The sequence below is a fragment of the Acidimicrobiales bacterium genome, from assembly GCA_040219085.1.
GTDB lineage: Bacteria > Actinomycetota > Acidimicrobiia > Acidimicrobiales > JAVJTC01 > JAVJTC01.
The window spans coordinates 104,581-127,523 of record JAVJTC010000007.1 but is presented as its reverse complement, the minus strand read 5'-3'; the positions used below and the strand labels follow the sequence as shown (position 1 = coordinate 127,523).

Sequence of the window (22,943 nt, the reverse complement as noted above, 5' to 3'; positions counted from 1 at the left end):
CGCCCCGGACATCGCCTGATTCCCGCAACGATGATCGACGACCGACCCCTGCGCATCGCCCTTCTCACCTACCGCGGCAAGCCCCACGTGGGCGGCCAGGGCGTCTACACGCGCCATCTCGCCCGTGCGCTCACCAGGCTCGGCCACCACGTCGAGGTGTTCAGCGGACAGCCCTACCCCGTGATCGACGACGGCATCGCCCTGCACGAGCTGCCGAGCCTGGACATCTTCAACGAGCACTTCCCCGGGCGGATGCCCGCGTTCTGGGAACTGAAGGACATCGCCGACCTGGTCGAGACCTCGTCGTACACGTTCGGCGCCTTCTCCGAGCCGATCTCGTTCTCGGTGCGCGCATACCGGGCGCTGCGCAACCGGGTCGACGACTTCGACCTCGTCCAGGACAACCAGAGCCTCGGCTACGGCCTTCTCGCCATCCAGCGGGCCGGACTCCCGGTCATGGGGACGATCCACCATCCGATCACGGTCGACCGCCGCCTCGAGATGGAGCACGCGTCAGGTCTCATCGAGCGGTTCGGGAAGAGCCGCTGGTACTCGTTCACGAAGATGCAGACGCGGGTGGCGAAACGACTGCTGCGGATCCTCACCGTGTCGGAGTCCAGCTTCGACGACATCGTCGCCGACCACGGCGTCGACCCGGGGCGCCTCGTCGTCGTCCCCGTCGGCGTGGACCCCGAGTCGTTCCGACCGCTAGCGGGCATCGAACGGCGCCCGGGCCACATCGTCACGACGGCGAGCGCCGACGTGGCGATGAAGGGCCTCGCCCACCTGCTCGAGGCCGTCGCGAAGCTGCGCACGGAACGTGCCGTGCACCTGACGGTCATCGGCCGCCAGAAGGAAGGCGGCGCCGCCCAACGCACCATCGCCGAGCTCGGCCTCGGTGACGTCGTCGAGTTCATCTCCGGGGTCCCCGAGGAACGCATCGTGGAGATCTACGCCCAGTCCGCGGTGGCCGTCGTCCCCTCGCTCTACGAGGGCTTCTCGCTGCCCGCCATCGAGGCGATGTCCACCGGCATCCCGCTCGTGACCACGACGGGCGGGGCGCTGCCCGAGGTGGTCGGCGCCGACGGGGACACCGCGCTGCTGGTGGAACCCGGTGACGGCGCCGCGCTGGCTGCGGCAATCGGCCGGGTTCTCGACGAGCCCGAACTCGCGTCCGGAATCGGTACCCGCGGCCGTACGCGGGTCATCGACAGGTGGAGCTGGGCCCACACCGCCGACAAGACGGTCGAGCAGTACAGGGTCCTCCTGGAAGAGTGGGAGAGCACGGGACGCTCCCGGTGCTGACGGTCGACTACGAACGTCTGGGGGTACGCGCGGGCCAGCGGGTCCTCGACCTCGGCGCCGGTTTCGGTCGTCATGCGTTCGAGGCGGCCCGACGCGGCGCGGACGTCACCGCCGTGGACCTGTCCCCCGCCGAGCTCACGTCGATCCGTGCCACCTTCGCCGCCATGCACGCGGAGGGCGAACGGTGCGACCCGGCGAACCTGACGCTCGCCGATGCCACCCGCCTCCCCTTCCACGACGCCACGTTCGACCGGATCATCGCCTCGGAGGTCCTCGAGCACGTCCCCGACGACGGCGCCGCGCTGGCCGAGTTGGTGCGCGTCCTGCAGCCCGGCGGTGCGCTGGCGGTCACGGTCCCGGCCTGGCTTCCCGAGCGGGTCTGTTGGGCGCTGACCGACGAATACCACGCCCCCTTCGTGGAAGGCGGCCACGTCCGGATCTACCGCCGTCGCCGACTCGTTGCCATGATCGAGGCGGCCGGCCTCGTCGTGCACGGCCACCACAAGGTCCACTCCCTGCACTCTCCCTACTGGTGGCTCAAGTGTGCCGTCGGCGTCACCGACGACGAGCACCGGGCGGTGCGGGCATGGCATCGTCTCCTGCTGTGGGACATCAGCCGGCGGCCGCTCGCAACCCGCACGGCGGAGCGGATCCTGGACCCGCTGATCGGCAAGAGTCTCGTGATCTACGCGACGAGACCCGCCCTACCGTGGACGGCGACGCCGGCGAAGAGAGGCGTCGACCGTGCCGCCTGACCTGCCGGGCGTGATCTCCGCCGCCGAGGTGGTCCAGAGCGCCGAGGCCATCGCCGCGTGGCAGCTCGACGACGGGATGATCCCCTGGTTCCCGGGCGGGCACGCCGACCCCTGGAATCACGTCGAGGCGGCCATGGCGCTCGACGTCGCCGGCCTCCACGATGCCGCCGCCCGCGGATACGACTGGCTGCGGAGCCGCCAACGTCCCGACGGCGCCTGGCACCAGTACTACGTCGCCGAGGGGGTCTCTCAACAGAAGTTCGATGCGAACTGCGTCGCGTACGTCGCTACGGGGATCTGGCACCACCTGAAGGCGACGGCCGACCTCGCCTTCGCCTCCGAGATGTGGCCCGTCGTCGACCGGGCGATCGACTGGGTCCTCGAGCTCCAACGTCCCCGGGGCGAGATCCGCTGGGCCCGCCACCCCGACGGCACGCCCTGGTCGTTCGCACTCCTCACAGGTTCCGCGAGCATCCACCACTCGATCCGCTGCGCCCTCGCGCTCGCGGAGCGCCTCGGTCACGAACGCCCCGACTGGGAACTCGCGGCCGCCCGGCTGGCCCACGTGATCCGCAGCGACCCCGACGCCTTCGCCCCGAAAGAACGCTGGGCGATGGACTGGTACTACCCGGTCCTGTGCGGGGTGATCACCGGCGACGAGGGGCGCGAACGCCTCGCCGATCGCTACGACGAGTTCGTGATGGCGGGCAAGGGGGTCCGCTGCGTCGCAGACCGGACGTGGGTCACGACCGCTGAGACCGCGGAGTGCACGATGGCACACGCCGCGGTCGGCAGTCACCACCGCGCGCTCGACCTGCTCTCGCTCACGCGCAGCATGCGCACCGACGACGGTCACTACTGGACCGGAGTGGTCCACCCCCAGGGTGTGCGGTTCCCCGCCGACGAACGCACCACGTACAGCGGCGCGGCGGTCATCCTCGCCGCGGACGCCCTCGCCCGGTCCTCATCGACCTCGGGCGTCCTCATCGACCACGCGGCGCTGCCGACGCTGCTGTCGGTCGACGATGATCAGCCGACGGCGACCAGACGATCGCCGAACCCCAGGTAGAGAGTCTCCGAGTCGGCCGCAGCGGTGCGCTCCCCCGCCGGGTCGACATCGGTGAGGGGTACCACCCACGACAACTCGCCGGTGGTGATGTCGAGGCCCCCGACCGTCGTGGATTCCGCCTCCCAGACGATCACCGAACCCGCGACGATCGACAGGACCCGGGCGGGGGTCGTGTCCACCACGCGCCAGCGCGTCTCCCCCGATGACAGGTCGATCAGTGTCCAGCTGACCTCGCCGGAGGCCTGGTCGGTCTCACGGAAGACGATGAGCGGCGAGACCGGTCGGTTGAGGCCCGCCAGTACGGGCTGCGAGTCGAGGATGACCCGATCGAGGCCGTCGGCCGTGGAGATCACTTCGCCCGTCACCGAGTCCAGCACCGCCAGTCCACCGAATCCCTCCGACGCGTCCGGACGACACGGCCGCCGCGCCCCGCCGGTGAGAACGAGACGACGGATACCGGGATCGGCGACCTGGGGCGTGAAGGACGTCGCTCCCACCTGGAACGCTGGGAGGACGCGATCGAAGAGGACCTCGGGCCGCTGGCCGGCCACGAGCTCGACGCCGACGAGGCGCACCCTCGTGTCGTCGCCGCTGCACACGATGATCTCGTCGGGGCGACCGACGGCGATGACCTCGACGACCCCGGCCGTGGGCGACGACAGCCCGACCTGAAGTGGAGCGGAGACCTCACTCGTCTCGAGGTCGAGTGCCCGGATCGAGCCGTCACCGGCCACCAGCGGTAGCACTGCGGGTGGGACCAGGGCCTCGGCCTCGGCATTGGCCAGCAGCGCCCGCAGTTCGGCGACGGCGTCTTCGCCGACGTCGAGTGTCCAGTCGGCCTCGCCGGTCGCCATGTCGATGAGCGCGAGGCTCGGCGGTTCGGTGTCGGACAGTCGCACGGAGAGGAGACCGGCCCCGACCTCGCCGAGGGGCGTCCGTCTGGAGTCACTCCACACGGCCACGCCCGTGAAAGGCTCGAGCGCAGTCGTACCGTCGCTCGAACCGACCACCACCAGGTCGTCGACGACGAGGACGGTCACCGCCGGGGCCTCGAAGGTCCAACGCTGCTCGCCGTCGACGAGATCGAATCCCCGCACGGTGTCGATCTCGGCGCCGCTCTCCCGGGCCACCACCACCACGACGTCGTCGACGACGCCGATCACGTCACTGCGCAGGCCGACGCCGACGTCCTGGATCCAGACGCTGCCACCGTCGGCGGGGTCGATCACGCCCACCGAGACCTGTGAGAACGCCGCGGTAGGACCGGAGGCGACCACCAGACCCGCCGCGGTCGACGCGAGGACGTCGGTGCGCAAGATGACCCCCGACGACGCCGCAGGGTCACCCGTGCGGGCGAAAGTCCGGGACCATAGGACGGTCCCGTCGATGTCGAGAGCCGAGCCGGCGGGTGCCGGAACCTCTCCCCCGTCGTCACCGCCGGAACACGCCGCCGCGAGAACGGCGACACAGATCAGGGCGACTGCGAGACGGCGGATCACCCGGTCCGCTCCAGCACTCTCAGAGAGCCTGTCGCGGAGACCTCACGGAAGCCGTCCTCCAGGGCCCGCAGGTAGATCTCGAATGGCGGACGACCACCGTCGGCGGGATCGGGGAACACGTCATGGATGGCGAGAAGGCCGCCGCCGGACACGTGTGGTGTCCAGCCCTCGTAGTCCCCATGCGCGGGCTCCGCGCCGTGACCACCGTCGATGAAGAGGAATCCGAGCGGTGTCGACCAGTGCTGGGCCACGGTCGACGAGTCTCCCACGACCCCGACCACGATGGGCTCCAGGCCGGCATCGTGCACCGCCCGGCGGAACCGGGGCAGGGTGTCGATTCGGCCGGTGGCCGGATCGACCAGGTCGGGCTCGTGCCATTCCCAGCCCGGCTGGTTCTCCTCGGAGCCACGGTGGTGATCGACGCAGAACAGGATCGTCGACCTCGCCTCTGCGGCAGCTCCGATGTAGATGGCCGACTTCCCGCAGTAGCTACCGACCTCGAGGAACGGACCCCGGGGCGCGGCGAGTGCCGCCTCGTGGAGTGCGACCCCCTCTTCAGGGGGCATGAAGCCGCGTGCGGCCTCAGCGTGTCGGCGTCGTGCGGGATCCATCCCGCACGATCATGGGGCAGTCGGGACCTCGGCCGCCACCACGTCGCCCGCGGTCGAATGCGTCTCATCGTCGGCTCCGCCGAACAGCAGCTGGTCACAGGCGAAGAACTTGACGACCCACAGGGCCCCGAACGCCACCAGGTTGGCACCGTTCACGGCGAGCTGGGCGTCCGTGCGGCCCTGGACGAAGTTCACGGCCAATGTCGACAGGAGCAGCCCCGCGAAGGCGATCGCCCAGAAGGGAATTATCTCCCGGGTCAGATGCGACTTTCCGGTCTGGCCCCACACCCACATCCGGTTGAGCTGGTAGGCGGGGACGGTCGCAATGGCGACCGCAGCGATGTTGGAGGTGACGGGCGCCCAACCGAGTCCGGAGTGGAAGATGTAGAGCATGATCTGGCCGAGCGGGACGACGACGGCCGACACGCTGGCGTACCGCAGGAAGCGGTAGCGGTCGAGAAGTCGGCGGATCAGGTGGTAGAGAAACATGGCGTCTGTCCGGAGGCTACCGCGACGGGAGGGTCCCGCCCGGCGCGCCTCTCCAACCACTATCGGCGCCGGCCGGGGGAATCATGAGTTGCCGTCCGATGCGCCAGCCGAGAACGCGGAACCCCCCGAGCCCCGCCGGATCGAGCAGGGCTTCGGACTCGCCGATGCGGCTTCGGGCCCGCATGGCCGCGAGGTCACCGATGGCGGCCCGTTCAGCCCATATGCGCCGGCCCTCGGCCACGAGGTCCTCGATCCCGTGGCCACGCAGGAACGATGCCTGGTCCACGTCGATGTCGGGCGACCCGAGGGGATCGAGTTGATCGAGCGGCACGTCGCTGGTGATGTCGAGGCAACCGGGTTCGAGGTAGGGGTCGGCGCCCCTGTCGTGGTCGCGATAGGTGCGCAGCCAACCACCTCGTCGACCGAGCGTCGCTGTGGTCTCGCCGTAGTCGACGACCACGACTCGGCCCCGATCCACGATCTCGCCGGCGTCGCGCAGCCAGTTCCTGGCAGCGACAGCGATGGGGACACGCGAGCCGGGTTCGAGCGGAACCGGCACGAGTCGGTCGAGGTGGGCGGATGCCTCCTCGGCGAGCGGCACGGACAGCTCGCAGAGGGCATCGTCACCACCGCCCGTCTTCGTGAGGGTGACCCGGATCTCGGACCAGCCGGCGGCGTTCTTCTCGGCGATGCGGACGGGCAGGTTGTCGAGGAGTTCGTTGGCGAGAACGACCCCGACGAAGGGCCCGGTCGGAAGCTCGCTGAGGCTGGTGACGATCGGGCCGGGCGGTGGTCGTCGCCGGTCGCTCTCCTCGTCGTCGTCGCCGACACCGGCGAAGCTCAGCGCGGGGTCCGTGAGGGTCAGAATCCGCTCCTGGGCACGGCGCAGGACCGGCGAACGCTCGACGAGGACGTAGCGCAGCGCGCTCGCGCAGCGCGGTTCGGCGGCCAGCACCGCCCGTGCGAGTCTCCCGACGCCGGCGCCGGCCTCGACGACGACGAAGGGCTCAGGACGCTCGAGTTCGTCCCACCACCCGTCGAGGGCGCGGGCGATGACCTCGCCGAACAGTGGGCCGACCTCGGCGCTGGTGAGGAAGTCCGAGCGACGGCCCGCTCCGGCGCCGGCTTCGAAGAAACCACCGGGGCCGTAGAGGGCCAGTTCCTGATAGCGGTCGAACCCGATCGAGCCTTCCCGCTCGATGGCAGCGACGATGGCCGGCAGCATCCGCGGCCAACCTGTCGGCAGCGGTCAGCCGCCGATGGCGACGGCGACCGCCTGGGGCACGAGTGAGACGTCGGTGAACCTCGTGACCACCTGCGGGTAGATGCCGAAGAGCAGGGTCCCGGCTGCGGTGAGCACCAACGCCGACTGCAGCGCGAAGGGGACCCTGATCGGCGTCGTGTCGGCGTCGGTTGCGGGATCTTCGATCCACACCCTGGCGGCCACACGGCCGTAGTAGCCGAAGGCGAGGGCGGTGTTGGCGGCGGCGATCGCGGCGAGCGCATAGGCGGCGGGCGTGTCGGCCGAGACGATCGCCGAGAAGACCGAGAACTTGGCGAACCAACCGCCCAGTGGGGGGATCCCGGCCAGCGCAGCGAGGAACACCGTCATGGACACACCCAGGGCGGGCGCGTACTTGAACAGACCGTTGTAGGAATCGAGCTCCGCGCTGCGGGTGCGGCGCGAGACCGCCATGATCACCCCGAAGATCCCGAGGTTCATGGCCGCGTAGATGACCACGTAGGTGACGGTCGCCGTCACCGCCTTGTCGGCTGTGTCGAGGTTCTCGCCGGCGATGGCCAGCGGCGCCAGCATGAAACCGGCCTGGGCGACGCCGGAGTAGGCCATCATCCGGATGATGCTCGTCTGTCGCAGAGCCATCAGGTTGCCGCCGGTCATCGATGCTGCGGCGAGGAACCAGATGGCGGGGCCGTAGACGTCGTCGCGGCCCCAGAAGCCGACGAAGACGAGGTTCATCAGGCCGACGAATCCGGCGGCCTTCGACAGCACCGACAAGAAGGCGGTGACAGGCGTCGGTGCGCCCTCATAGGTGTCGGGTGCCCAGGTGTGGAACGGGAAGGACGAGACCTTGAAGGCGAATCCGACGATGACGAAGATGAGCCCGACGCTGACGATCGGGTCCGACGTCGAGTCCACAGCGGGGTTGAACGCGTTGAAGGTCGCGATCTCCTCGAGGATCGTGGTACCGGTCACGCCGAACAGCAGCGACATGCCGTAGAGCAGGATGCCGCTGGCGAACACACCCATCAGGTAGTACTTCAGCCCGGCCTCGTTCGATTTCAGATCGCGCTTGCGCCATGCGGCGAGCATGTAGGCGGGGATGGAGATGAGTTCGAGGGCGATGAAAATCGTGATGAGGTCCCGGGCCGACGCCATGACGACCATGCCGAGAATCGAGGCCGACAGCAGGCCGTAGTACTCGTTCTCCCAGTAGTCGCCCTCGGCTATGTAGTTGGTCGACAACAAGATGACCAGGTAGCCCGCGAGAACGAACACGGCCTTGAGGACCAGCGAATAGCCGTCGACGACATAGGCCCCACCGAACATCACCCTGGGCTCGGAGGCCACTCCGTCGATGGCGAGGGTGGCGATGGGGATCATGACACCGAGGAGGCCGACACCCGCGAGAGCCGCGGTGAGAGCGCGCCCGCGCTCGGCGAAGATGATGTCGAACAGCGTCAGCAGCGCGCCGACACCGAGCAGGGTGAGCTCGGGCGCGATGGCGTGCCAGTCGATGTCAGGCCGGATGAACGGGGCCTGCTCCACGACCGTCTGGGCGGTCCGGGCGACGGCGGCCAGGGCGGCCAGGACCATCGATCAGCCTCCCTGGGCGGATTCGCCGCCGAGAGCGACGCGGATCGCGTCGAAGCAGTCGTCGGCGAGGTCGCCTTCGAGCTCGAGACAGTTGCCCTCACCGGTTCCGTGGTCCTCGACCACGAGGCTCTGGACGACGGCGTCGTCGGTCGCCTCGTGCAGAAGGCGCGGGTAGAAGCCGAGCAGCACGATGAAGACGAGGATCGGCGCCCATGCGACGTACTCGATGGGCTTGGCGTCGGTGATGTGGGGGTCGTCCGCGAACTCCTCGGTGGGAGTCCCGAAGGCCGTCTTCTGGAGCATCCACAAGAGGTAGCCCGCGGCCAGGACTGTGCCCAGAGCGGCGACCACCATGTAGCCCCGGAAGGTGGCCTCGGGCAGCGCAGCGGCCGGGTTGTAGGACGCGAGGATGGCCGGGAACTCACCCCAGAACCCGGCGAGGCCGGGAAGTCCCAACGACGCCATGACGCAGAAACCCAGAATCCAGCCCATCCGCGGTGCCTGGATCAGAAGCCCACCCAGCCGACCCATGTCGAGCGTGTGGAACCGGTCCTTCACCGAACCGGCGATGAAGAACAACATGCCGGTGATGAGACCGTGGGCGACCATGCCGAACACGGCGGCGTTGATACCGAAGTCGGTCATCGTGGAGATACCGAGCATGACGAAACCCATGTGCGCGACCGACGAGAACGCTATGAGTCTCTTCATGTCGCGTTGCGCGAGACAGCCCAGCGCACCGTAGATGATGCCGATCACCGCCAGGAGGCCGATGAACGGCGCCCACGCCGCTGCAGCCTCGGGCAGCATCGGGAAGGCGATCCGGATGAACCCGTAGGTGCCGAGCTTCAACAGCACCGCGGCCAGGATGACGGAGCCGACGGTGGGCGCCTGGGTGTGCGCGTCGGGCAGCCACGTGTGGAACGGGAACATGGGCACCTTGACGCCGAAGCCGACGAACATCCCGGCGAAGATCCACAGCTGGGCCGACCGGGCGATGGCGGAGGTGGCGCCGCCGGACAGTGCCCGCATGTCGAAGGTGTTGACGACGTCGAGGCCCACGAGGGTCCCGTCGGACAGGAAGAACAGGGCCAGGAAGCTGATGAGCATCAGCGCCGAACCGAACATCGTGTAGATGAAGAACTTGAGCGAGGCGTACCGCCGGTCCTCGCCACCCCAGACTCCGATCATGAAGTACATCGGGAGAAGGACGACCTCGAAGAACACGAAGAACAGGATCAGGTCCTGGGCGACGAAGGTGCCGATCATGCCCGTCTCGAGGATCAGGATGAGGCTGAGGAAGGCCTTGGGGTTGTGCGGCTCGGGGAAGTGGTTGAACGAGTAGATGATGCACAACGGGACGATGCCCACCGTCAACAGGATCATCGGCAGGGAGATGCCGTCGATTCCCATGATGTAGCGGCTGTTGATGACATCGATCCAGCGTTCGTCGACGACGAACTGCAATTCGCTCGTGTCACTGAAATCGAACTCGGCGAGGAGGATGACGGCGAACACGGCCGTCGCCAGGGACGCCAACAGCGCCACGGCCTTGATCAGTTGCTCCTCGGCCTTCGGGATGAGCATCAACAGCACCGCACCCACGAGCGGGATGAAGGTGATGAGGCTCAGGCCCCAGTCGTCGAGATTCATTGTTCTCGGCTGTCCTTCCTAGAGAAACACGATGAAGACGCCGGCCAGCAACGTTGCAGCGGCGAACATGATGCCTGCGTAGAACTGCACCTTGCCCGTCTGCATCTTGCGCAACTCGCCGCCGGCGCCGTACGAGGCGATACCGGACCCGTTGACCACACCGTCGACGACCTTCTGGTCGACCTGCTCGTAGACGAACGTCCCGGCCTTGACCGCTGTCTCGCCGGTGCGATCCACGAGGCGGTCGATGACGTTCTGGTTGACCCAGTAGGTGGCCTTCGCGATCGGGCCCTTCGTACCCGCGGCGATGACCCCCGTGTAGAGGTGGTCGAGGTAGTACTTCTGGCGCAACACGGTGTGGCCCGCCCGTGCCAGGGCGAAGCGGCTCGTCGGACCGTTGGGCAGCTCGGTGAGACTTCGGCCTGCCGCCTTCGACGCGGCCTCCACCTTCACGAAGTAGTACCAGAAAGCCGCTCCGATCGCGAGCATCACGACGATGATGGAGGCGATGGCGAGGCTCCACGACGGTTTCGCGTGACCGATGATCGGGAACGTCTCGACGCCCGGCCGTGGTTCGACATAGAAGCCGAAGCGTTCCTGCCAGCTGTCGGGCACCAGCTGGAAACCCGGCGGGAAGTTGACGAAGCCCGCGACGAGGGCGAGGCCCGCCAGGATCCACAGCGGGACCGTGATCCGGCGGCCGGACTCGTGGAGGTGCGCCTCGTCGTGTCCACGGTGCTCGCCGAAGAAGGTGAGATAGATGACCCGGGTCATGTAGGCGGCGGTCAGGGCGGCCGTCACCATGCTCATCGCCAGCATGACCGTGTAGGCGCCGTTGGCCCCCGAGCCGCCGAACAGACCCCACCCACCGGTGCCGACGAGGATCTCGTCTTTGGACCAGAACCCCGCGAGCGGTGGGAGGCCGGCCAGGGCGAGCGAACAGATCAGGAACGTCTTGTACGTCTGGGGCATGTGCTTGCGCAGTCCGCCCATGTCCTTCTTCATGTCGAAGCTGTGGACGGCGTGGGCGACCGATCCCGAACCGAGGAACAGCCCGGCCTTGAAGAACGCGTGGGTGAAGAGGTGGAAGATGGCCGCGGTCCAGGCGCCGACACCGAGAGCGAGGGCCATGTACCCGAGCTGGGAGATCGTGGAATAGGCGAGGACCTTCTTGATGTCGTTCTGGACGAAGGCCAGCGACGCGCCGACGAGGGTGGTGACGCCACCGACGATGGCCAGCAGGTTCAGCGACGATCCGTCGATCGACAGGCCCTCCCAGAAGACCGGGTAGAGGCGGGCGACCATGTAGATGCCGGCGACGACCATCGTGGCGGCGTGGATGAGCGCTGAGACCGGCGTGGGGCCGGCCATGGCGTCGGGCAGCCACGTGTGGAGGAAGAACTGGCCGGACTTCGACATCACCGCGGCGATCAACGCGCATGAGGCGACGAGCAGCACGAGGTGGTCGATCTCGCCGGCGACGGCCGCGGCGTTGACGTCGATCACCGACATCGACCCGGCGGCGAAGAACAACAGGATCATGCCGATGAGGAGACCTATGTCACCCACGCGGTTGGTGAGGAACGCCTTCAGCGCGGCGTCGGAGTTCTCCTTCTCCTCCCACCAGTGCCCGATGAGCGCGAACGAGCAGACGCCGACCAACTCCCAGCCGACGATCATCTGGATGATGTTGCCCGACGTGACGAAGAACAGCATTGCGGAGGTGAACAGCGAGAGGAACGCGAAGTAGTGCGTGTAGCGCCGGTCTCCGGCGACGTAGTCGGTCGAGTACACGTGCACCAGCAGCGACACGAGGGTCACGACGAACAACAACGTGACGGACAGGCCGTCCGCGATGAAGCTGATCTGGAAGGTCTCGCCGCCGTTGACGAACCAGTCCCATGCCGTCTCGACGATCGGGACGGCTGCGCCCTCCTCCTCGACGAGCTCGACGGGGTTCTCGGCCTCGACTGCCGACTCGGAGGCTGCCAGGACGACGCCGTCGGAACCCGCGGCGATCTCCACCGACGAGCCGTCCGCGGCGAGGGCGGCGGCCTCTTCGCCCCCGTGCTCGGCTTCGTACTTCTCCTCGACGATGCGGATGGCCTCGTCGTCGGCGGAGTTGAGCTCGGTGATCCACTGGACGCCGGTGATGGACGAGAACAGCAGTGCGAGACCCACGGCGGCAATCCCGAGTTCCGCCCCCTTGAAGGGGAGGCGCTTGCCGAAGAACAGGATGCCGAGGAAGGACAGGAACGGCAGCAGGGGCGCGATCCAGACGTGCTCCAGGAACCACCCGGAGACCTCGACGATCGGGCTCGCCTCGGCGGCGAAGGTCAACGGCACGCGATCAGCCCCTCATCGTGTCGACCTGGTCCAGGTCGACGCTGCGGCGGTTGCGGTAGATCAACAGGACGATCGCCAGCCCGACGCCGACCTCAGCGGCGGCGACGGCGATGACGAACAGAGCGAAGACCTCGCCGGCGATGTTGCCGTGGAAGGCGCCGAACGCCACGAGGTTGATGTTGACCGCGTTGAGGATCAACTCGATCGACATGAGGACGAGAACGCCGTTGCGGCGGGCGAGGACGCCGTAGACACCGATCGAGAAGAGCACCGCGGACAGGACGAGGAACTGGCTCAGGTACACGGTGCTACTCCTTTCTCGCTATGACGATGGCGCCGATGAGCGCCGCCAGCAGCAGGACCGAGGTCGCCTCGAAGGCGACGATGTACTGCGAGAAGATCGAGTCCGAGACCTGGGCCGTGGTGGTGCGGGTCTCGGTGGGCAACTCGACGTCCCGGAACCAGTCGAGGACGGAGTAGACCGTGACGGCGGTGAGCAGGAGTGCCGTGAACAGGGCCGCGCCCCGGACCGCTCCGGTGTGATCCGTGACGTCCTCACGGCCGATCTTGGCCCGGGTCAACATGATGCCGAACAGGAACAACACGATCACGGCGCCGATGTAGACCAGCACCTGCGTGACGCCGATGAACTCGGCACCGAGGATCAGGAACTGTGCGGCGACCCCGGCGAGCACCACGACCAGATAGAGCGCCGCGTGCACGACGTTGTTGGTCGTGACGACGCGCAGGCCGGCGAGGACCATGATCGCGGCGATCACGTAGAAGGCGATGTTCTGGGCGACCATCAGGCCGAGAACGGGGGTCATGGCTCAGCCGGCTCCCGTCCGCTCGGGCGGCTCCGGGACCTTGCGGACCTTGGCTTCGGATCCGGCCTCGTAGTCCTCGAACGCCGGGACCGTGTGCATCCAGTCGGTGAGGCGGTCCTTGTCGTGGAGCAGGTCAGCGATGGACGGCTCGGAGTACTCGAACTCGGGGCTCCAGAAGAGCGCGTCGAACGGGCAGACCTCGACGCAGATCCCGCAGTACATGCACAGCGCGTAGTCGATGTCGAAGCGGTCGAGCTTGTTGCGCTGGCGGGGCTTGCCCCCCTCGCGGCGCGGCGGTGCGAGCTCCTTGTGGCCCTCGATGTAGATGCACCAGTCCGGGCACTCGCGGGCGCACAACATGCAGGCCGTGCAGTTCTCGGTGTGCAGCGCGATCACCCCGCGGGCCCGCGCGGGCGGGGCCTCCTTCACGTGGGGGTACTGCACCGTGTGCGCGCCCTTGGTGGGCGACGGGACCGGCTTGCGCGGATCCGGGAACAGGGTGCGCGCCATCGTCTTCGCGGTGACGGCGAGCCCCTTGACCATTCCGGGTACGAGCCCCATCAGATGCTCCTCACAGCGCGACCTTGAGTACGCCCGTGACCACGATGTTCGCCAGGGCGAGCGGGATCAGGAACTTCCAGGCGAGCCGCTGAAGCTGATCTTCGCGGAACCGGGGGAAGGTGAACCGGAACCAGAAGATGAGGAACGACACGGCCATGATCTTCGCGAACAGCACCAGCGGCCCGAACAGGTTCAGCCAGTTCGAGTCCACGTCGAAGCCCGGGATGTACCAGCCCCCGAGGAACAGGATCGACGACAGCCCGGCGAAGGCGAAGGCCGTGCCGAACTCGCCCATGAAGAAGAACAGGAACCGGAAGCCGGTGTACTCGACCTGGTACCCGCCGACGATCTCGGACTCGGCCACCGGCATGTCGAACGGCGGCTGGGTCAACTCGGCCTGGACGGCGACGAGGAAGATCGCGAACCCGACGAACTGGGTGAAGATGTACGGGTTGCCGATCGCACCCCAGCCGAAGATCTCGCCGGTGGCCTGGGCGGCGACGATGTTCTGGAGGTTGAGCGTTCCGGCCTGGATGACAACACCCACGACGGCGAGGACGAGGGGCAGTTCGTATGCGATGAGCTGACCGGCGGCCCGCAGACCACCGAGGAGCGCGTACTTGTTCGCAGATGCCCATCCGGCCATCAGGATGCCGATGACCGACAGCGACGAGACGGCCAGCGCGTAGAAGACGCCCACGTCGAGGTTGGAGACGACGGCATCGGGGCCGGCCGGGATCACGACGTAGAGCAGGAAGGTCGACATCAACACGACGACCGGCGCCATGGCGAACACGTACCGGTCGGCCCGCTCGGGGAAGATGTCCTCCTTCTGGATGAACTTGAGGCCGTCCGCGAGGAGCTGGAGGGTGCCGTGCGGGCCGGCCTCCATCGGTCCGAGGCGGCTCTGCATGAAGCTCATCATCTTCAACAGGAAGACGTAGCCCAGGATGAGGGCGGCCGTCGGGATGACGGCCGCGACGATCCCGACCTTGATGACTGTCTGTTGCCAGTAGGCGAGCTCGATGTCGGCGAGGACCGTCAACGTGGGCGTCATCGGTCGATGTCACCCAGGATGAAGTAGAGGCTGGCGAGGATCGTGACGATGTCGGGAACGTAGACGCCCTTGAGAAGCCACGGCGCGATGGACAGGTTCGAGAAGCTCGCCGAACGGATCTTGACCCGGAACGGGATCAGGTCCCCCTGGGAGACGACGTAGTACCCCATCGCGCCGAGCGGGTTCTCGGTCTCGACGTAGGCCTCCCCGGCCGGGACCTTGATGATGCGGGGGACCTTGGCCATGACCGGACCCGACGGGATGCCGTCGAGGATCTGGTCCACCAGGTGGGTTGCCTCGCGCGTCTCCTGCAACCGCACCCAGTAGCGGGCGAAGGAGTCCCCGTCTGGGTGCGTCCACACCTTCCAGTCCAGCTGGTCGTAGACGAGCGGGGACTCGACGTCGCGGCGGATGTCCCAGTCCACGCCCGACGCACGGATGTTGGCGCCCGACAGGCCGTACTCGAGCCCGACCTCGGGCGGTATGACGCCGATCCCCCGGCAACGGGACTGGAAGATCTCGTTGCCGAGCACGAGGTCCTCGAGCTCGTCGCAGAAGGTCCGCATCTTCTCCATCACGGCCTTGGTCTCGGCGATCCAACCCTTGGGCAGATCGTCCTTGAGGCCGCCGATGCGGTCGAAGTTGGGGTGGAAACGGCCACCCGTGACGGCCTCGATCTGGTTGAGGACGAACTCGCGGTCACGGAAGGCGAAGAAGACGGGGGTGATGGCGCCGAGCTGGACACCCATGTCGCCGAGGAACAGTGCGATGTTGGCGATGCGGGAGAGCTCGAAGAGCGCCGTGCGGATCCACTGGGCCCGCGGCGGTGCCTCGACCTCCATGAGCTGCTCCGCGGCGAGGATGAACGGCACCTCGTTCGCGAAGCTACCGAGCCAGTCGATGCGGTTGATGAGCGTCGTGACCTGCGGGTAGGTCCGCACCTCGGTGAGCTTCTCGTAGCCCCGGTGCATGTAACCCATGATCGGCTCGGCCTCGATGACCTGCTCGCCGTCGAGACGGGCGACGATCCGCAGGGTGCCGTGGGTGGCGGGGTGCTGCGGACCGATGTTGAGCGTCATGCCGTCGGTTTCGAGCTCGACGTTGAGTCGGGCGTCCGCGGCCTGGCCGGCGATGTAGGCGAGCTTCTGGGATTCGGTGGCGGTCACGCGTCGTCCCCCTCGCCGGGCATGGCCTCGACGTCGACGATGCCGGGCCACGGCTTCACGCGCCGGGCCAGAAGAGGGAAGTCCTTGCGCATCGGGTAACCCTCGAAAGCGCCCGGCAGGTAGAGGTTGCGCAGATCGGGGTGGCCGACGAAGTCGATGCCGTACATCTCATGGGTCTCACGCTCATGCCAGTTGGCGCCGGCGAAGACCGGGATGAGCGTCTCGACCGAGACGTCGTCGTCGGGAAGGTCGGTCTTGATCGTCACGCCGACATTGCTCGTGATCGAGAACAGCCGCATGAGCACCTGGAAACGGGTGTCGCCACCGGCGAAGCCCGTGACCATCTCCACGGGTTCCTTCTCTTCGCGGCCGTGAACGGCCCAGTCCTGTTCGGACTCCATGTCGCGCCCGAACGGCGACGGCAGCCAGTCGATCGCCCCGAGCCAGTCGAACCAGCGGCAACCGGCCTCGGTCGAGGCGACGTCGGCCGCGCGGCGCCACGCCTCGCGGCGGACGCGGACCCACAGGTCGACGCCACCGACGAGGTGGGACTCGACGAGGTCGTCGCCGAGACCCTCGGTGAGGATGGCGAGCAGCGCGTCGCGACGCGGATCGGGCTCGACGGCCGCCTCGTCGTCGGAGCCACCGTCGGTCTGGGGGTCGTCGACCACGTCACTGGACGACAATGGGGTCACCCTTCCAACGTTGCGCCATGTCTTCGTTCTGGATGCGCTCCTGGAGCAGGACGATGCCCTCGAGCAGCGCTTCGGGTCTCGGCGGGCACCCGGGCACGTAGACGTCGACCGGAATCAGCTGATCCACGCCCTTGGTCACCGAGTAGGAGTCCCAGTAGGGGCCGCCACAGTTGGCGCAGCTACCCATGGAGATCACGTACTTGGGGTCCGGCATCTGCTCGTAGAGACGCACGATCGCCGGTGCCATCTTGTCGGTCACCGTCCCGGAGATGACCACGAGGTCCGCCTGGCGGGGGCTGGCGGGGAACGGAATGACGCCGAGGCGCATCACGTCGTAGCGCGGTGAGCCGAACGCGGCGCCCATCTCGATGGCACAGCACGCGAGCCCCCACTGGTAGACCCACAGCGAGTACTTCCTGCTCATGTTGAGCAGGGTGGTCAGGGGCTTGGGGATCTTGCCGCTCTCGACGAGTCCCATCAGCGGGCTCCGTTCAGACCCATCGGAGGACTCCCTTGCGCCATGCGTAGAAGAGCCCCAGGGCGAGGATGAAGATGAAGATGGCCATCTCGACCAGCCCGAAGAGACCGTAGGCCTCGAGGCGGGTCGCCCACGGGAAGATGAACACGGCCTCGACATCGAACATGACGAAGAGCAGTGCGAACACGTAGTAGCGGACGTTGCTCTGGGCCCACGCCTGGCCGACGGGATCCACGCCGCTCTCGTAGTTGATGTACTTCTGCCTCTGGGGCCGATCGGGACGCAGGAGCGCGCCCGCGCCGAGCATGGCCGCGACCATGCCGATGGCGAGGGCCGCGAAGAGGCCGACGGTGAGATAAGAGCGAAGGAACTCCGACACGGCAGGTGAGCCTACCCAGCCGTCGCGAAGGTGACCAAAGCAAGCTCGGTGGCTTGCGGTGGGGGCGCGACCGGCCCGGCGGTGGGCACGTGGCCCGCGGCTGAGCGGGTCAACCTGCTGCGACGAGGACGGGGACCGCGTCCCTGGCCAGATCGACGATGGGGAACGGGATGATGCCGAAGGTGACGGTCATCGCCGCGGCGACGAACAGCACGAAGGCCGCCCCGGGGGCGATGCGCACCGCACCGGTGGGAGCGTCGGCGGTGTCGTCGCCGGTCCCGATGTACATGGCGAGGACGATGCGCAGGTACAGGACCGCTGCGATGACAGCGGCCATCATCGCAATCGCCGCGAGCCAGTAGGACCGGGCGTCGACGGCGGCGCTGATGACGTAGAACTTCGCGAAGAAGCCCGACGTGAAGGGGACGCCGGCCTGCGCGAACAGGAACAGGGTGAACGTGAGAGCGAGGACGGGTCGACGCCGGGCGAGTCCGGAGTAGTCCCCCAGCGACTGGGCGGACTCGCCGTCGGATCCCATGACGGTCACGACGGCGAAGCTGCCGATCACCATGAAGGAGTAGGCACCGAGGTAGAACAACGCGGCTGACGTGCCGTCGGCGGTGGCCGCCTGCACGCCCACCAGGATGTAGCCGGCGTGGCTGATCGACGAGTAGGCGAGCATGCGCTTCACGTCGGTCTGCACGACGGCGACGATCGAGCCGACGAGCAGGGTTATCGCGGCGATCGCGTAGATGATCGGCTGCCAGTCGGTGCGGTAGTCCCCGAAGGTGAGCCAGAAGATCCGCAACATGGCGGCGAAGCCGGCGACCTTCACGCCGGAGGCCATGTAGGCGACGATCGGCGAGGGGGCGCCCTGGTAGACATCGGGCGTCCAGGCGTGGAACGGCACGGCCCCCACCTTGAACAGCAGACCGACGAGCAGCAGTGCGAAGCCACCGAGCAGCAGGCCGTCGTCGAGGAGCTGGTTGGTCGACAGGAACCGGTCGATGTCCAAGAGGTTGGTCGATCCGGCGGCGCCGTAGATGAGAGCGATTCCGTAGAGGAAGAAGGCCGACGAGAAGGCCCCGAGCACGAAGTACTTCATGCCCGCCTCCTGGGAACGGAAACGGCGCAGGTCCAGCGCGGCGAGCACGTAGACGGCGATCGAGAGGACCTCGAGGCCGAGGAACATGACGATGAGGTCGTTGGCGCCGGCCATCACGACGCCACCCGACGCCGACAAGAGCAACAGGACGTACAGCTCGAGTTGGGCGACGCCGCGGCGCTTCGTGTAGTCGTAGGCCAGGATCGCGGTCAGCACGACGGTGGCCGAGATGAGACCGGTCAGGTAGACGGAGAAGCCGTCGACCCCGACGGCACCGCCCAGCGTGGAGAAGCCACCCGACGGCTCGTCCTGCACCCGGAACCACTGCCAGATCGAACCGCCGAGGGCGCCGGTTCCCACTGCCGCGGTCCACGCCGACCAGAACCAGTCGGGCAGCCAGCGCCCGGCGATCGACGACAGGGTCAGCGCGACGACGCCACCACCCATCAGCACCAGGTGCGGGATGATCGCGGTCCAGTCGACCGACGGCGTGTCGATCGATCCGGGATCGATCGGGTTCACCTGGGCCAGGTGGGTCAGCGCCCCGAGGAGCGGGGAGACGGCGGCGGCGAAGAGGGAGCTCATCACTCACCGTCCCCTTCGGCTGCTTCGCCCTCTTGGTGGCCGTGTTCGATCTCGTCGAAACCGCCGCCGGCGCGGCCCTGGTTGACCGGCTCGTCGAAGTCCTCGACATGGGTCTCGACATGGGCGACGAGGCGGTCCACCGCAGGTTCCATCCGCTCGATGACCGGGCGGGGGTAGACGCCCATGAACACGATCAGCACGAGAAGCGGGGCGATGACGAGACCTTCACGCCAGTTCAGGTCGGCCATGTCCTCGTTGTCGCCGCTGGGCGTCCCATGGAAGACGCGCTGGTAGGCCCACAGCATGTAGAGCGCGGCGAGGATGACCCCGGCGGTGGCGACCACGGCCCACCAACGGGCGGCCGTGAAGGTTCCGAGGAGGATGAGGAACTCCCCGACGAAACCGTTGAGGCCGGGAAGGCCGATCGAGGAGAACATCACGACGGTGAAGACCGCCGCCATGATCGGCGCCGCCTTCTGGAGCCCGCTGAGCTCGGAGATCTGTCGGGTGTGGCGGCGCTCGTAGAGCCAACCCACGAGCAGGAACAACGCGCCGGTCGAGAGACCGTGGTTCACCATCTGCAGAAGGCTGCCCGTCATGCCCTCGGTGTTGAGTGCGAACGTACCGAGCACGATGAATCCGAGGTGGGCGACCGACGAGTACGCGACGAGACGTTTCAGGTCCCGCTGCATCGTGGCCACGATGGCGCCGTAGAGGATGCCGACGACGCCGAGCGTCAACATCGCCGGAGCGAAGAACTCGGCCGCCTCGGGGAACAGGTACACGCCGAAACGCAGGAATCCGTAGGTGCCCAGCTTCAACATGACACCGGCGAGGATGACCGAGCCGGCCGTGGGCGCCTCGGTGTGTGCGTCAGGAAGCCACGTGTGCACCGGGAACAGCGGCACCTTCACGGCGAACGCGAGCGCGAAGGCGAGGAAGATCCAACGGCCCGTCGTCGTCGCGATGGACTGGGCCTCGGCGATCTCCACGAGGCTGAACGTGAGGTCGCCGCCGACCTCGGCGCGGTGCAGGAACGCGAGCGACACGATCCCCACGAGCATCAGCGCGGAACCGAACATCGTGTAGAGGAAGAACTTCATCGCCGCGTACCGGGCGTTGCCGTGACCCCACTGGGCGATGAGGAAGTACATCGGCACGAGCACGATCTCGAAGAACGAGAAGAACAGGAACAGATCGAGCGCGATGAACACGCCGATGGCACCGGCCTCGAGGACGAGCAGCCACGCGAAGTAGGGCTTGTCGTCGTGCCCGGGCGAGACCGCGAGCATGGCGATCGGGAACAACACGACGGTCATGACGATGAGGAACAGCGAGATGCCGTCCACACCGACGTTCCAGGTGATCCCGAGCGGCTCGATCCAGCTGTGGGTGGAGACGAACTGGAAGCCCGACGCCACCTCGTCGCCGACCTCGTCCGCGTCGTACTCGAACGCGGCGAGCATCCAGCCCGCGACAGCGGCTACCGCCACGGAGAACGTCACGGCGATGGGCTTCACCAGCTCGGTGCGCGAACGCGGGATGACGGCGATCAGGAGCGCGCCGATGACGGGGAGGACGACGAGCGTCGGAAGGACGGGCCAGCTCGCTCCGGCGTCCGCGAGGGTGAGTGTGTTCATCAGAACGACGTCCTGGCGAGGAACCAGCCGAGGAGGACCACGACACCGAAGGTGATGCCGAGGGCGTAGGACCGCACGAGTCCGGTCTGGAGGCGACGGGTCCAACCGCCGCCGACCCGCACGAGCTTGGCCACACCGTTCACGATGCCGTCCACGACGCTGGTGTCGGCATCCGCGGTGGCCTGGAAGGCGGCGCGGCCCGGTCCGCCCATCGCGGCGCTCACCGTCTCGTCGTAGTACCAGCCCCGGGCGAAGACGGGCGGTTCCACCCTGGCCGCGGCGATCCGCTTCTGGAGGTAGACGACCACGCCGGCGATGATGCCGAGAGTGGAGCCCACGATCGCGACGCCGGCGAGGACCCACTTCGTGCCGCCCTTGAAGGCCAGCTCGGCCTCGTTGCCGAACAGCGACGGTTCGAGCCAGTGCTCGAGGAAGTGCACGTCCTTGGTGAACGGCAGGTTCAGCGCACCGGCGCCGAGAGCGGCGATGGCGAGGACGGCGAGGGGCAGGGTCATCTGCCACGGCGACTCGTGGGGATGGGCGTCGTCGGCCCAGCGGCGCTCACCGAAGAAGGTCATGAACACGAGGCGGCTCATGTAGAAGGCGGTGAGAATCGCCGTGGCCAGGAGAAGCACGTAGAGGACCTTGTTGTCGTTGTAGGCGAAGACAAGGATCTCGTCCTTCGACCAGAAACCCGAGAACGGCGGGACACCCGCGATCGCGAGCCAGCCGACGATGAACGTGACCGCGGTGACCGGCATCACCTTGGCGAGACCGCCGTAGCGTCGCATGTCCTGCTCGTCGTCCATGCCGTGGATGACCGAACCGGACCCGAGGAACATCAGCGCCTTGAAGAACGCGTGGGTCACCATGTGGAACACGGCTGCGACGTACGCACCCGTGCCGATGGCGACGAACATGAATCCCAACTGCGACACCGTCGAATAGGCCAGGACCTTCTTGATGTCGTTCTGGCCGATGGCGATGGTGGCCGCGAACGCGGCGGTCCCCAGACCGATCCAGGCGATCATCGCCGGGACCCAGCTGTCGGCGGCCTCGAGGAGCGGGCTGAATCGCACGAGCAGGTAGACGCCGGATGTGACCATCGTGGCGGCGTGGATGAGCGCCGAGACCGGCGTGGGGCCGGCCATGGCGTCGGGCAGCCACAGGTAAAGCGGGAACTGCGCGGACTTGCCGGCCGCGCCGAGCATCAGCGCGACGACGATCGCGGTGGCCGTGGTCTGGGAGATGTCGCCGGAGAACATCTCGCCGTAGGTGATCGACCCGAACGTGAAGAAGGCGAAGAACATGGCGACCATGAAGCCGAAGTCGCCGACCCTGTTCGTGACGAAGGCCTTCTTACCGGCCGAGGCGTTCGCCTCGTCGCCGAACCAGAACGAGATCAGCAGGTACGAACACGCACCCACGCCCTCCCAGCCGAGGAACGTCAACAACATGTTGTCGCCGAGGACCAGCAACAGCATCGAGAAGACGAAAAGGTTGAGGTAGACGAAGAACTTCGAGAAGTCGGCGTCGCCGTGCATGTACCCGATCGAGTACAGATGGATCAGCATGGACACGCCGGTGACGAACAGGATCATCGTCACCGACAGGGGGTCAACCAGGAACGCGATGTCGACCGAGAAGTCCCCGGCGGGGATCCACGTGAACAGCTTGTGGGTGACGATCCGATCCTCGCCGCCGCGGTCGAGCATCCCGATGAACACGAGGATCGACGCGGCGAACGAGCCCGCCACCGCCGCGGTGCCGATCCAACCGGCGGCGGGTTCACCGAGACGGCGACCTGCCACGACGAGCAGGGCGAATCCGGCGAGGGGCAGGGCCGGCACGAGCCAGACGAGCTCTGTCAGTTCGGACACGGACACG

Annotated in this window: 21 protein-coding genes; 3 read left to right on the top strand and 18 right to left on the bottom strand. The window is 67.4% G+C overall.

Translation table 11 applies throughout. The features are described 5' to 3' along the window. Positions 1-30: 30 nt before the first annotated feature. The 3 genes from RIE08_03260 to RIE08_03250 are packed head-to-tail and all read left to right on the top strand — an operon-like array spanning position 31 to position 3,129. A complete protein-coding gene (locus RIE08_03260) occupies positions 31-1,305 on the top strand; it encodes a glycosyltransferase family 4 protein (GenBank protein MEQ8716604.1) in 1,275 nt (424 codons plus the stop codon). After that, on the top strand, positions 1,299-2,060 hold the full coding sequence (locus RIE08_03255; GenBank protein MEQ8716603.1) for a class I SAM-dependent methyltransferase: 762 nt from the start codon (positions 1,299-1,301) through the stop codon (positions 2,058-2,060). The genes RIE08_03260 and RIE08_03255 overlap by 7 nt, the downstream gene beginning before the upstream one ends. After that, a complete protein-coding gene (locus tag RIE08_03250; protein ID MEQ8716602.1) occupies positions 2,050-3,129 on the top strand; it encodes a prenyltransferase/squalene oxidase repeat-containing protein in 1,080 nt (359 codons plus the stop codon). The genes RIE08_03255 and RIE08_03250 overlap by 11 nt, the downstream gene beginning before the upstream one ends. Here the strand turns inward: RIE08_03250 and RIE08_03245 are convergent. From RIE08_03245 to nuoL, 18 genes are all read right to left on the bottom strand, one after another. After that, on the bottom strand, positions 3,090-4,628 hold the full coding sequence (locus tag RIE08_03245) for a PQQ-binding-like beta-propeller repeat protein (protein ID MEQ8716601.1): 1,539 nt from the start codon (positions 4,626-4,628) through the stop codon (positions 3,090-3,092). The genes RIE08_03250 and RIE08_03245 overlap by 40 nt on opposite strands. Continuing rightward, positions 4,625-5,239 (bottom strand): class I SAM-dependent methyltransferase, encoded by a 615-nt coding sequence (locus RIE08_03240; GenBank protein MEQ8716600.1) that lies wholly within the window; start codon positions 5,237-5,239, stop codon positions 4,625-4,627. Before RIE08_03240 ends, RIE08_03245 begins: the two co-directional genes overlap by 4 nt. Before the next feature lie 9 nt (positions 5,240-5,248). Continuing rightward, positions 5,249-5,728, bottom strand: a complete 480-nt coding sequence (locus tag RIE08_03235; protein MEQ8716599.1) for a GtrA family protein — start codon at positions 5,726-5,728, stop codon at positions 5,249-5,251. A gap of 16 nt (positions 5,729-5,744) precedes the next feature. Beyond that, a complete protein-coding gene (locus tag RIE08_03230) occupies positions 5,745-6,953 on the bottom strand; it encodes an SAM-dependent methyltransferase (protein MEQ8716598.1) in 1,209 nt (402 codons plus the stop codon). A gap of 24 nt (positions 6,954-6,977) precedes the next feature. Further along, entirely contained in the window at positions 6,978-8,564 is a 1,587-nt protein-coding gene (locus tag RIE08_03225; GenBank protein MEQ8716597.1) for an NADH-quinone oxidoreductase subunit N, read from the bottom strand. A gap of 3 nt (positions 8,565-8,567) precedes the next feature. After that, the gene (locus RIE08_03220) at positions 8,568-10,217 is read right to left on the bottom strand and encodes an NADH-quinone oxidoreductase subunit M (GenBank protein ID MEQ8716596.1); all 1,650 of its coding nucleotides are present in this window, start codon (positions 10,215-10,217) and stop codon (positions 8,568-8,570) included. An 18-nt stretch (positions 10,218-10,235) separates the two neighbouring features. After that, positions 10,236-12,563: an NADH-quinone oxidoreductase subunit L gene (locus RIE08_03215; protein ID MEQ8716595.1), complete on the bottom strand. Its 2,328-nt coding sequence runs from the start codon at positions 12,561-12,563 to the stop codon at positions 10,236-10,238. A gap of 4 nt (positions 12,564-12,567) precedes the next feature. Continuing rightward, positions 12,568-12,867, bottom strand: coding sequence for an NADH-quinone oxidoreductase subunit NuoK (nuoK, locus tag RIE08_03210; protein MEQ8716594.1), 300 nt, complete (start codon positions 12,865-12,867; stop codon positions 12,568-12,570). Between the two features lie 4 nt (positions 12,868-12,871). Further along, positions 12,872-13,390, bottom strand: coding sequence for an NADH-quinone oxidoreductase subunit J (locus RIE08_03205; protein ID MEQ8716593.1), 519 nt, complete (start codon positions 13,388-13,390; stop codon positions 12,872-12,874). 3 nt (positions 13,391-13,393) lie between these two features. Then, on the bottom strand, positions 13,394-13,951 hold the full coding sequence (locus tag RIE08_03200) for an NADH-quinone oxidoreductase subunit I (protein MEQ8716592.1): 558 nt from the start codon (positions 13,949-13,951) through the stop codon (positions 13,394-13,396). Positions 13,952-13,961: 10 nt separating this feature from the next. After that, a complete protein-coding gene (gene nuoH / locus RIE08_03195; protein MEQ8716591.1) occupies positions 13,962-15,008 on the bottom strand; it encodes an NADH-quinone oxidoreductase subunit NuoH in 1,047 nt (348 codons plus the stop codon). Beyond that, on the bottom strand, positions 15,005-16,174 hold the full coding sequence (locus RIE08_03190; protein MEQ8716590.1) for an NADH-quinone oxidoreductase subunit D 1: 1,170 nt from the start codon (positions 16,172-16,174) through the stop codon (positions 15,005-15,007). The genes nuoH and RIE08_03190 overlap by 4 nt, the downstream gene beginning before the upstream one ends. Continuing rightward, a complete protein-coding gene (locus RIE08_03185) occupies positions 16,171-16,869 on the bottom strand; it encodes an NADH-quinone oxidoreductase subunit C (protein MEQ8716589.1) in 699 nt (232 codons plus the stop codon). Before RIE08_03185 ends, RIE08_03190 begins: the two co-directional genes overlap by 4 nt. Further along, the gene (locus RIE08_03180; protein ID MEQ8716588.1) at positions 16,847-17,347 is read right to left on the bottom strand and encodes an NADH-quinone oxidoreductase subunit B family protein; all 501 of its coding nucleotides are present in this window, start codon (positions 17,345-17,347) and stop codon (positions 16,847-16,849) included. The genes RIE08_03185 and RIE08_03180 overlap by 23 nt, the downstream gene beginning before the upstream one ends. Before the next feature lie 13 nt (positions 17,348-17,360). Further along, positions 17,361-17,726 carry an NADH-quinone oxidoreductase subunit A gene (locus RIE08_03175; GenBank protein ID MEQ8716587.1) on the bottom strand — a complete coding sequence of 122 codons (366 nt, stop codon included), beginning with the start codon at positions 17,724-17,726 and terminating at the stop codon, positions 17,361-17,363. 109 nt (positions 17,727-17,835) lie between these two features. Next, positions 17,836-19,416: an NADH-quinone oxidoreductase subunit N gene (locus RIE08_03170; protein MEQ8716586.1), complete on the bottom strand. Its 1,581-nt coding sequence runs from the start codon at positions 19,414-19,416 to the stop codon at positions 17,836-17,838. Then, on the bottom strand, positions 19,416-21,056 hold the full coding sequence (locus RIE08_03165; GenBank protein MEQ8716585.1) for an NADH-quinone oxidoreductase subunit M: 1,641 nt from the start codon (positions 21,054-21,056) through the stop codon (positions 19,416-19,418). The genes RIE08_03170 and RIE08_03165 overlap by 1 nt, the downstream gene beginning before the upstream one ends. After that, positions 21,056-22,942: an NADH-quinone oxidoreductase subunit L gene (gene nuoL, locus RIE08_03160; protein ID MEQ8716584.1), complete on the bottom strand. Its 1,887-nt coding sequence runs from the start codon at positions 22,940-22,942 to the stop codon at positions 21,056-21,058. Before nuoL ends, RIE08_03165 begins: the two co-directional genes overlap by 1 nt. Position 22,943 lies beyond the last annotated feature (1 nt).

Bases quoted from the DNA above. Each gene is read 5' to 3' on its own strand.
- RIE08_03260 (MEQ8716604.1), top strand. From the start codon at position 31: ATGATCGACGACCGACCCCTGCGCATCGCCCTTCTCACCTACCGCGGC.
- RIE08_03240 (MEQ8716600.1), bottom strand. From the start codon at position 5,239: ATGGATCCCGCACGACGCCGACACGCTGAGGCCGCACGCGGCTTCATG.
- RIE08_03235 (MEQ8716599.1), bottom strand. From the start codon at position 5,728: ATGTTTCTCTACCACCTGATCCGCCGACTTCTCGACCGCTACCGCTTC.
- RIE08_03230 (MEQ8716598.1), bottom strand. From the start codon at position 6,953: ATGCTGCCGGCCATCGTCGCTGCCATCGAGCGGGAAGGCTCGATCGGG.
- RIE08_03225 (MEQ8716597.1), bottom strand. From the start codon at position 8,564: ATGGTCCTGGCCGCCCTGGCCGCCGTCGCCCGGACCGCCCAGACGGTC.
- RIE08_03220 (MEQ8716596.1), bottom strand. From the start codon at position 10,217: ATGAATCTCGACGACTGGGGCCTGAGCCTCATCACCTTCATCCCGCTC.
- RIE08_03205 (MEQ8716593.1), bottom strand. From the start codon at position 13,390: ATGACCCCCGTTCTCGGCCTGATGGTCGCCCAGAACATCGCCTTCTAC.
- RIE08_03200 (MEQ8716592.1), bottom strand. From the start codon at position 13,951: ATGGGGCTCGTACCCGGAATGGTCAAGGGGCTCGCCGTCACCGCGAAG.
- nuoH (MEQ8716591.1), bottom strand. From the start codon at position 15,008: ATGACGCCCACGTTGACGGTCCTCGCCGACATCGAGCTCGCCTACTGG.
- RIE08_03180 (MEQ8716588.1), bottom strand. From the start codon at position 17,347: ATGGGACTCGTCGAGAGCGGCAAGATCCCCAAGCCCCTGACCACCCTG.
- RIE08_03170 (MEQ8716586.1), bottom strand. From the start codon at position 19,416: ATGAGCTCCCTCTTCGCCGCCGCCGTCTCCCCGCTCCTCGGGGCGCTG.
- RIE08_03165 (MEQ8716585.1), bottom strand. From the start codon at position 21,056: ATGAACACACTCACCCTCGCGGACGCCGGAGCGAGCTGGCCCGTCCTT.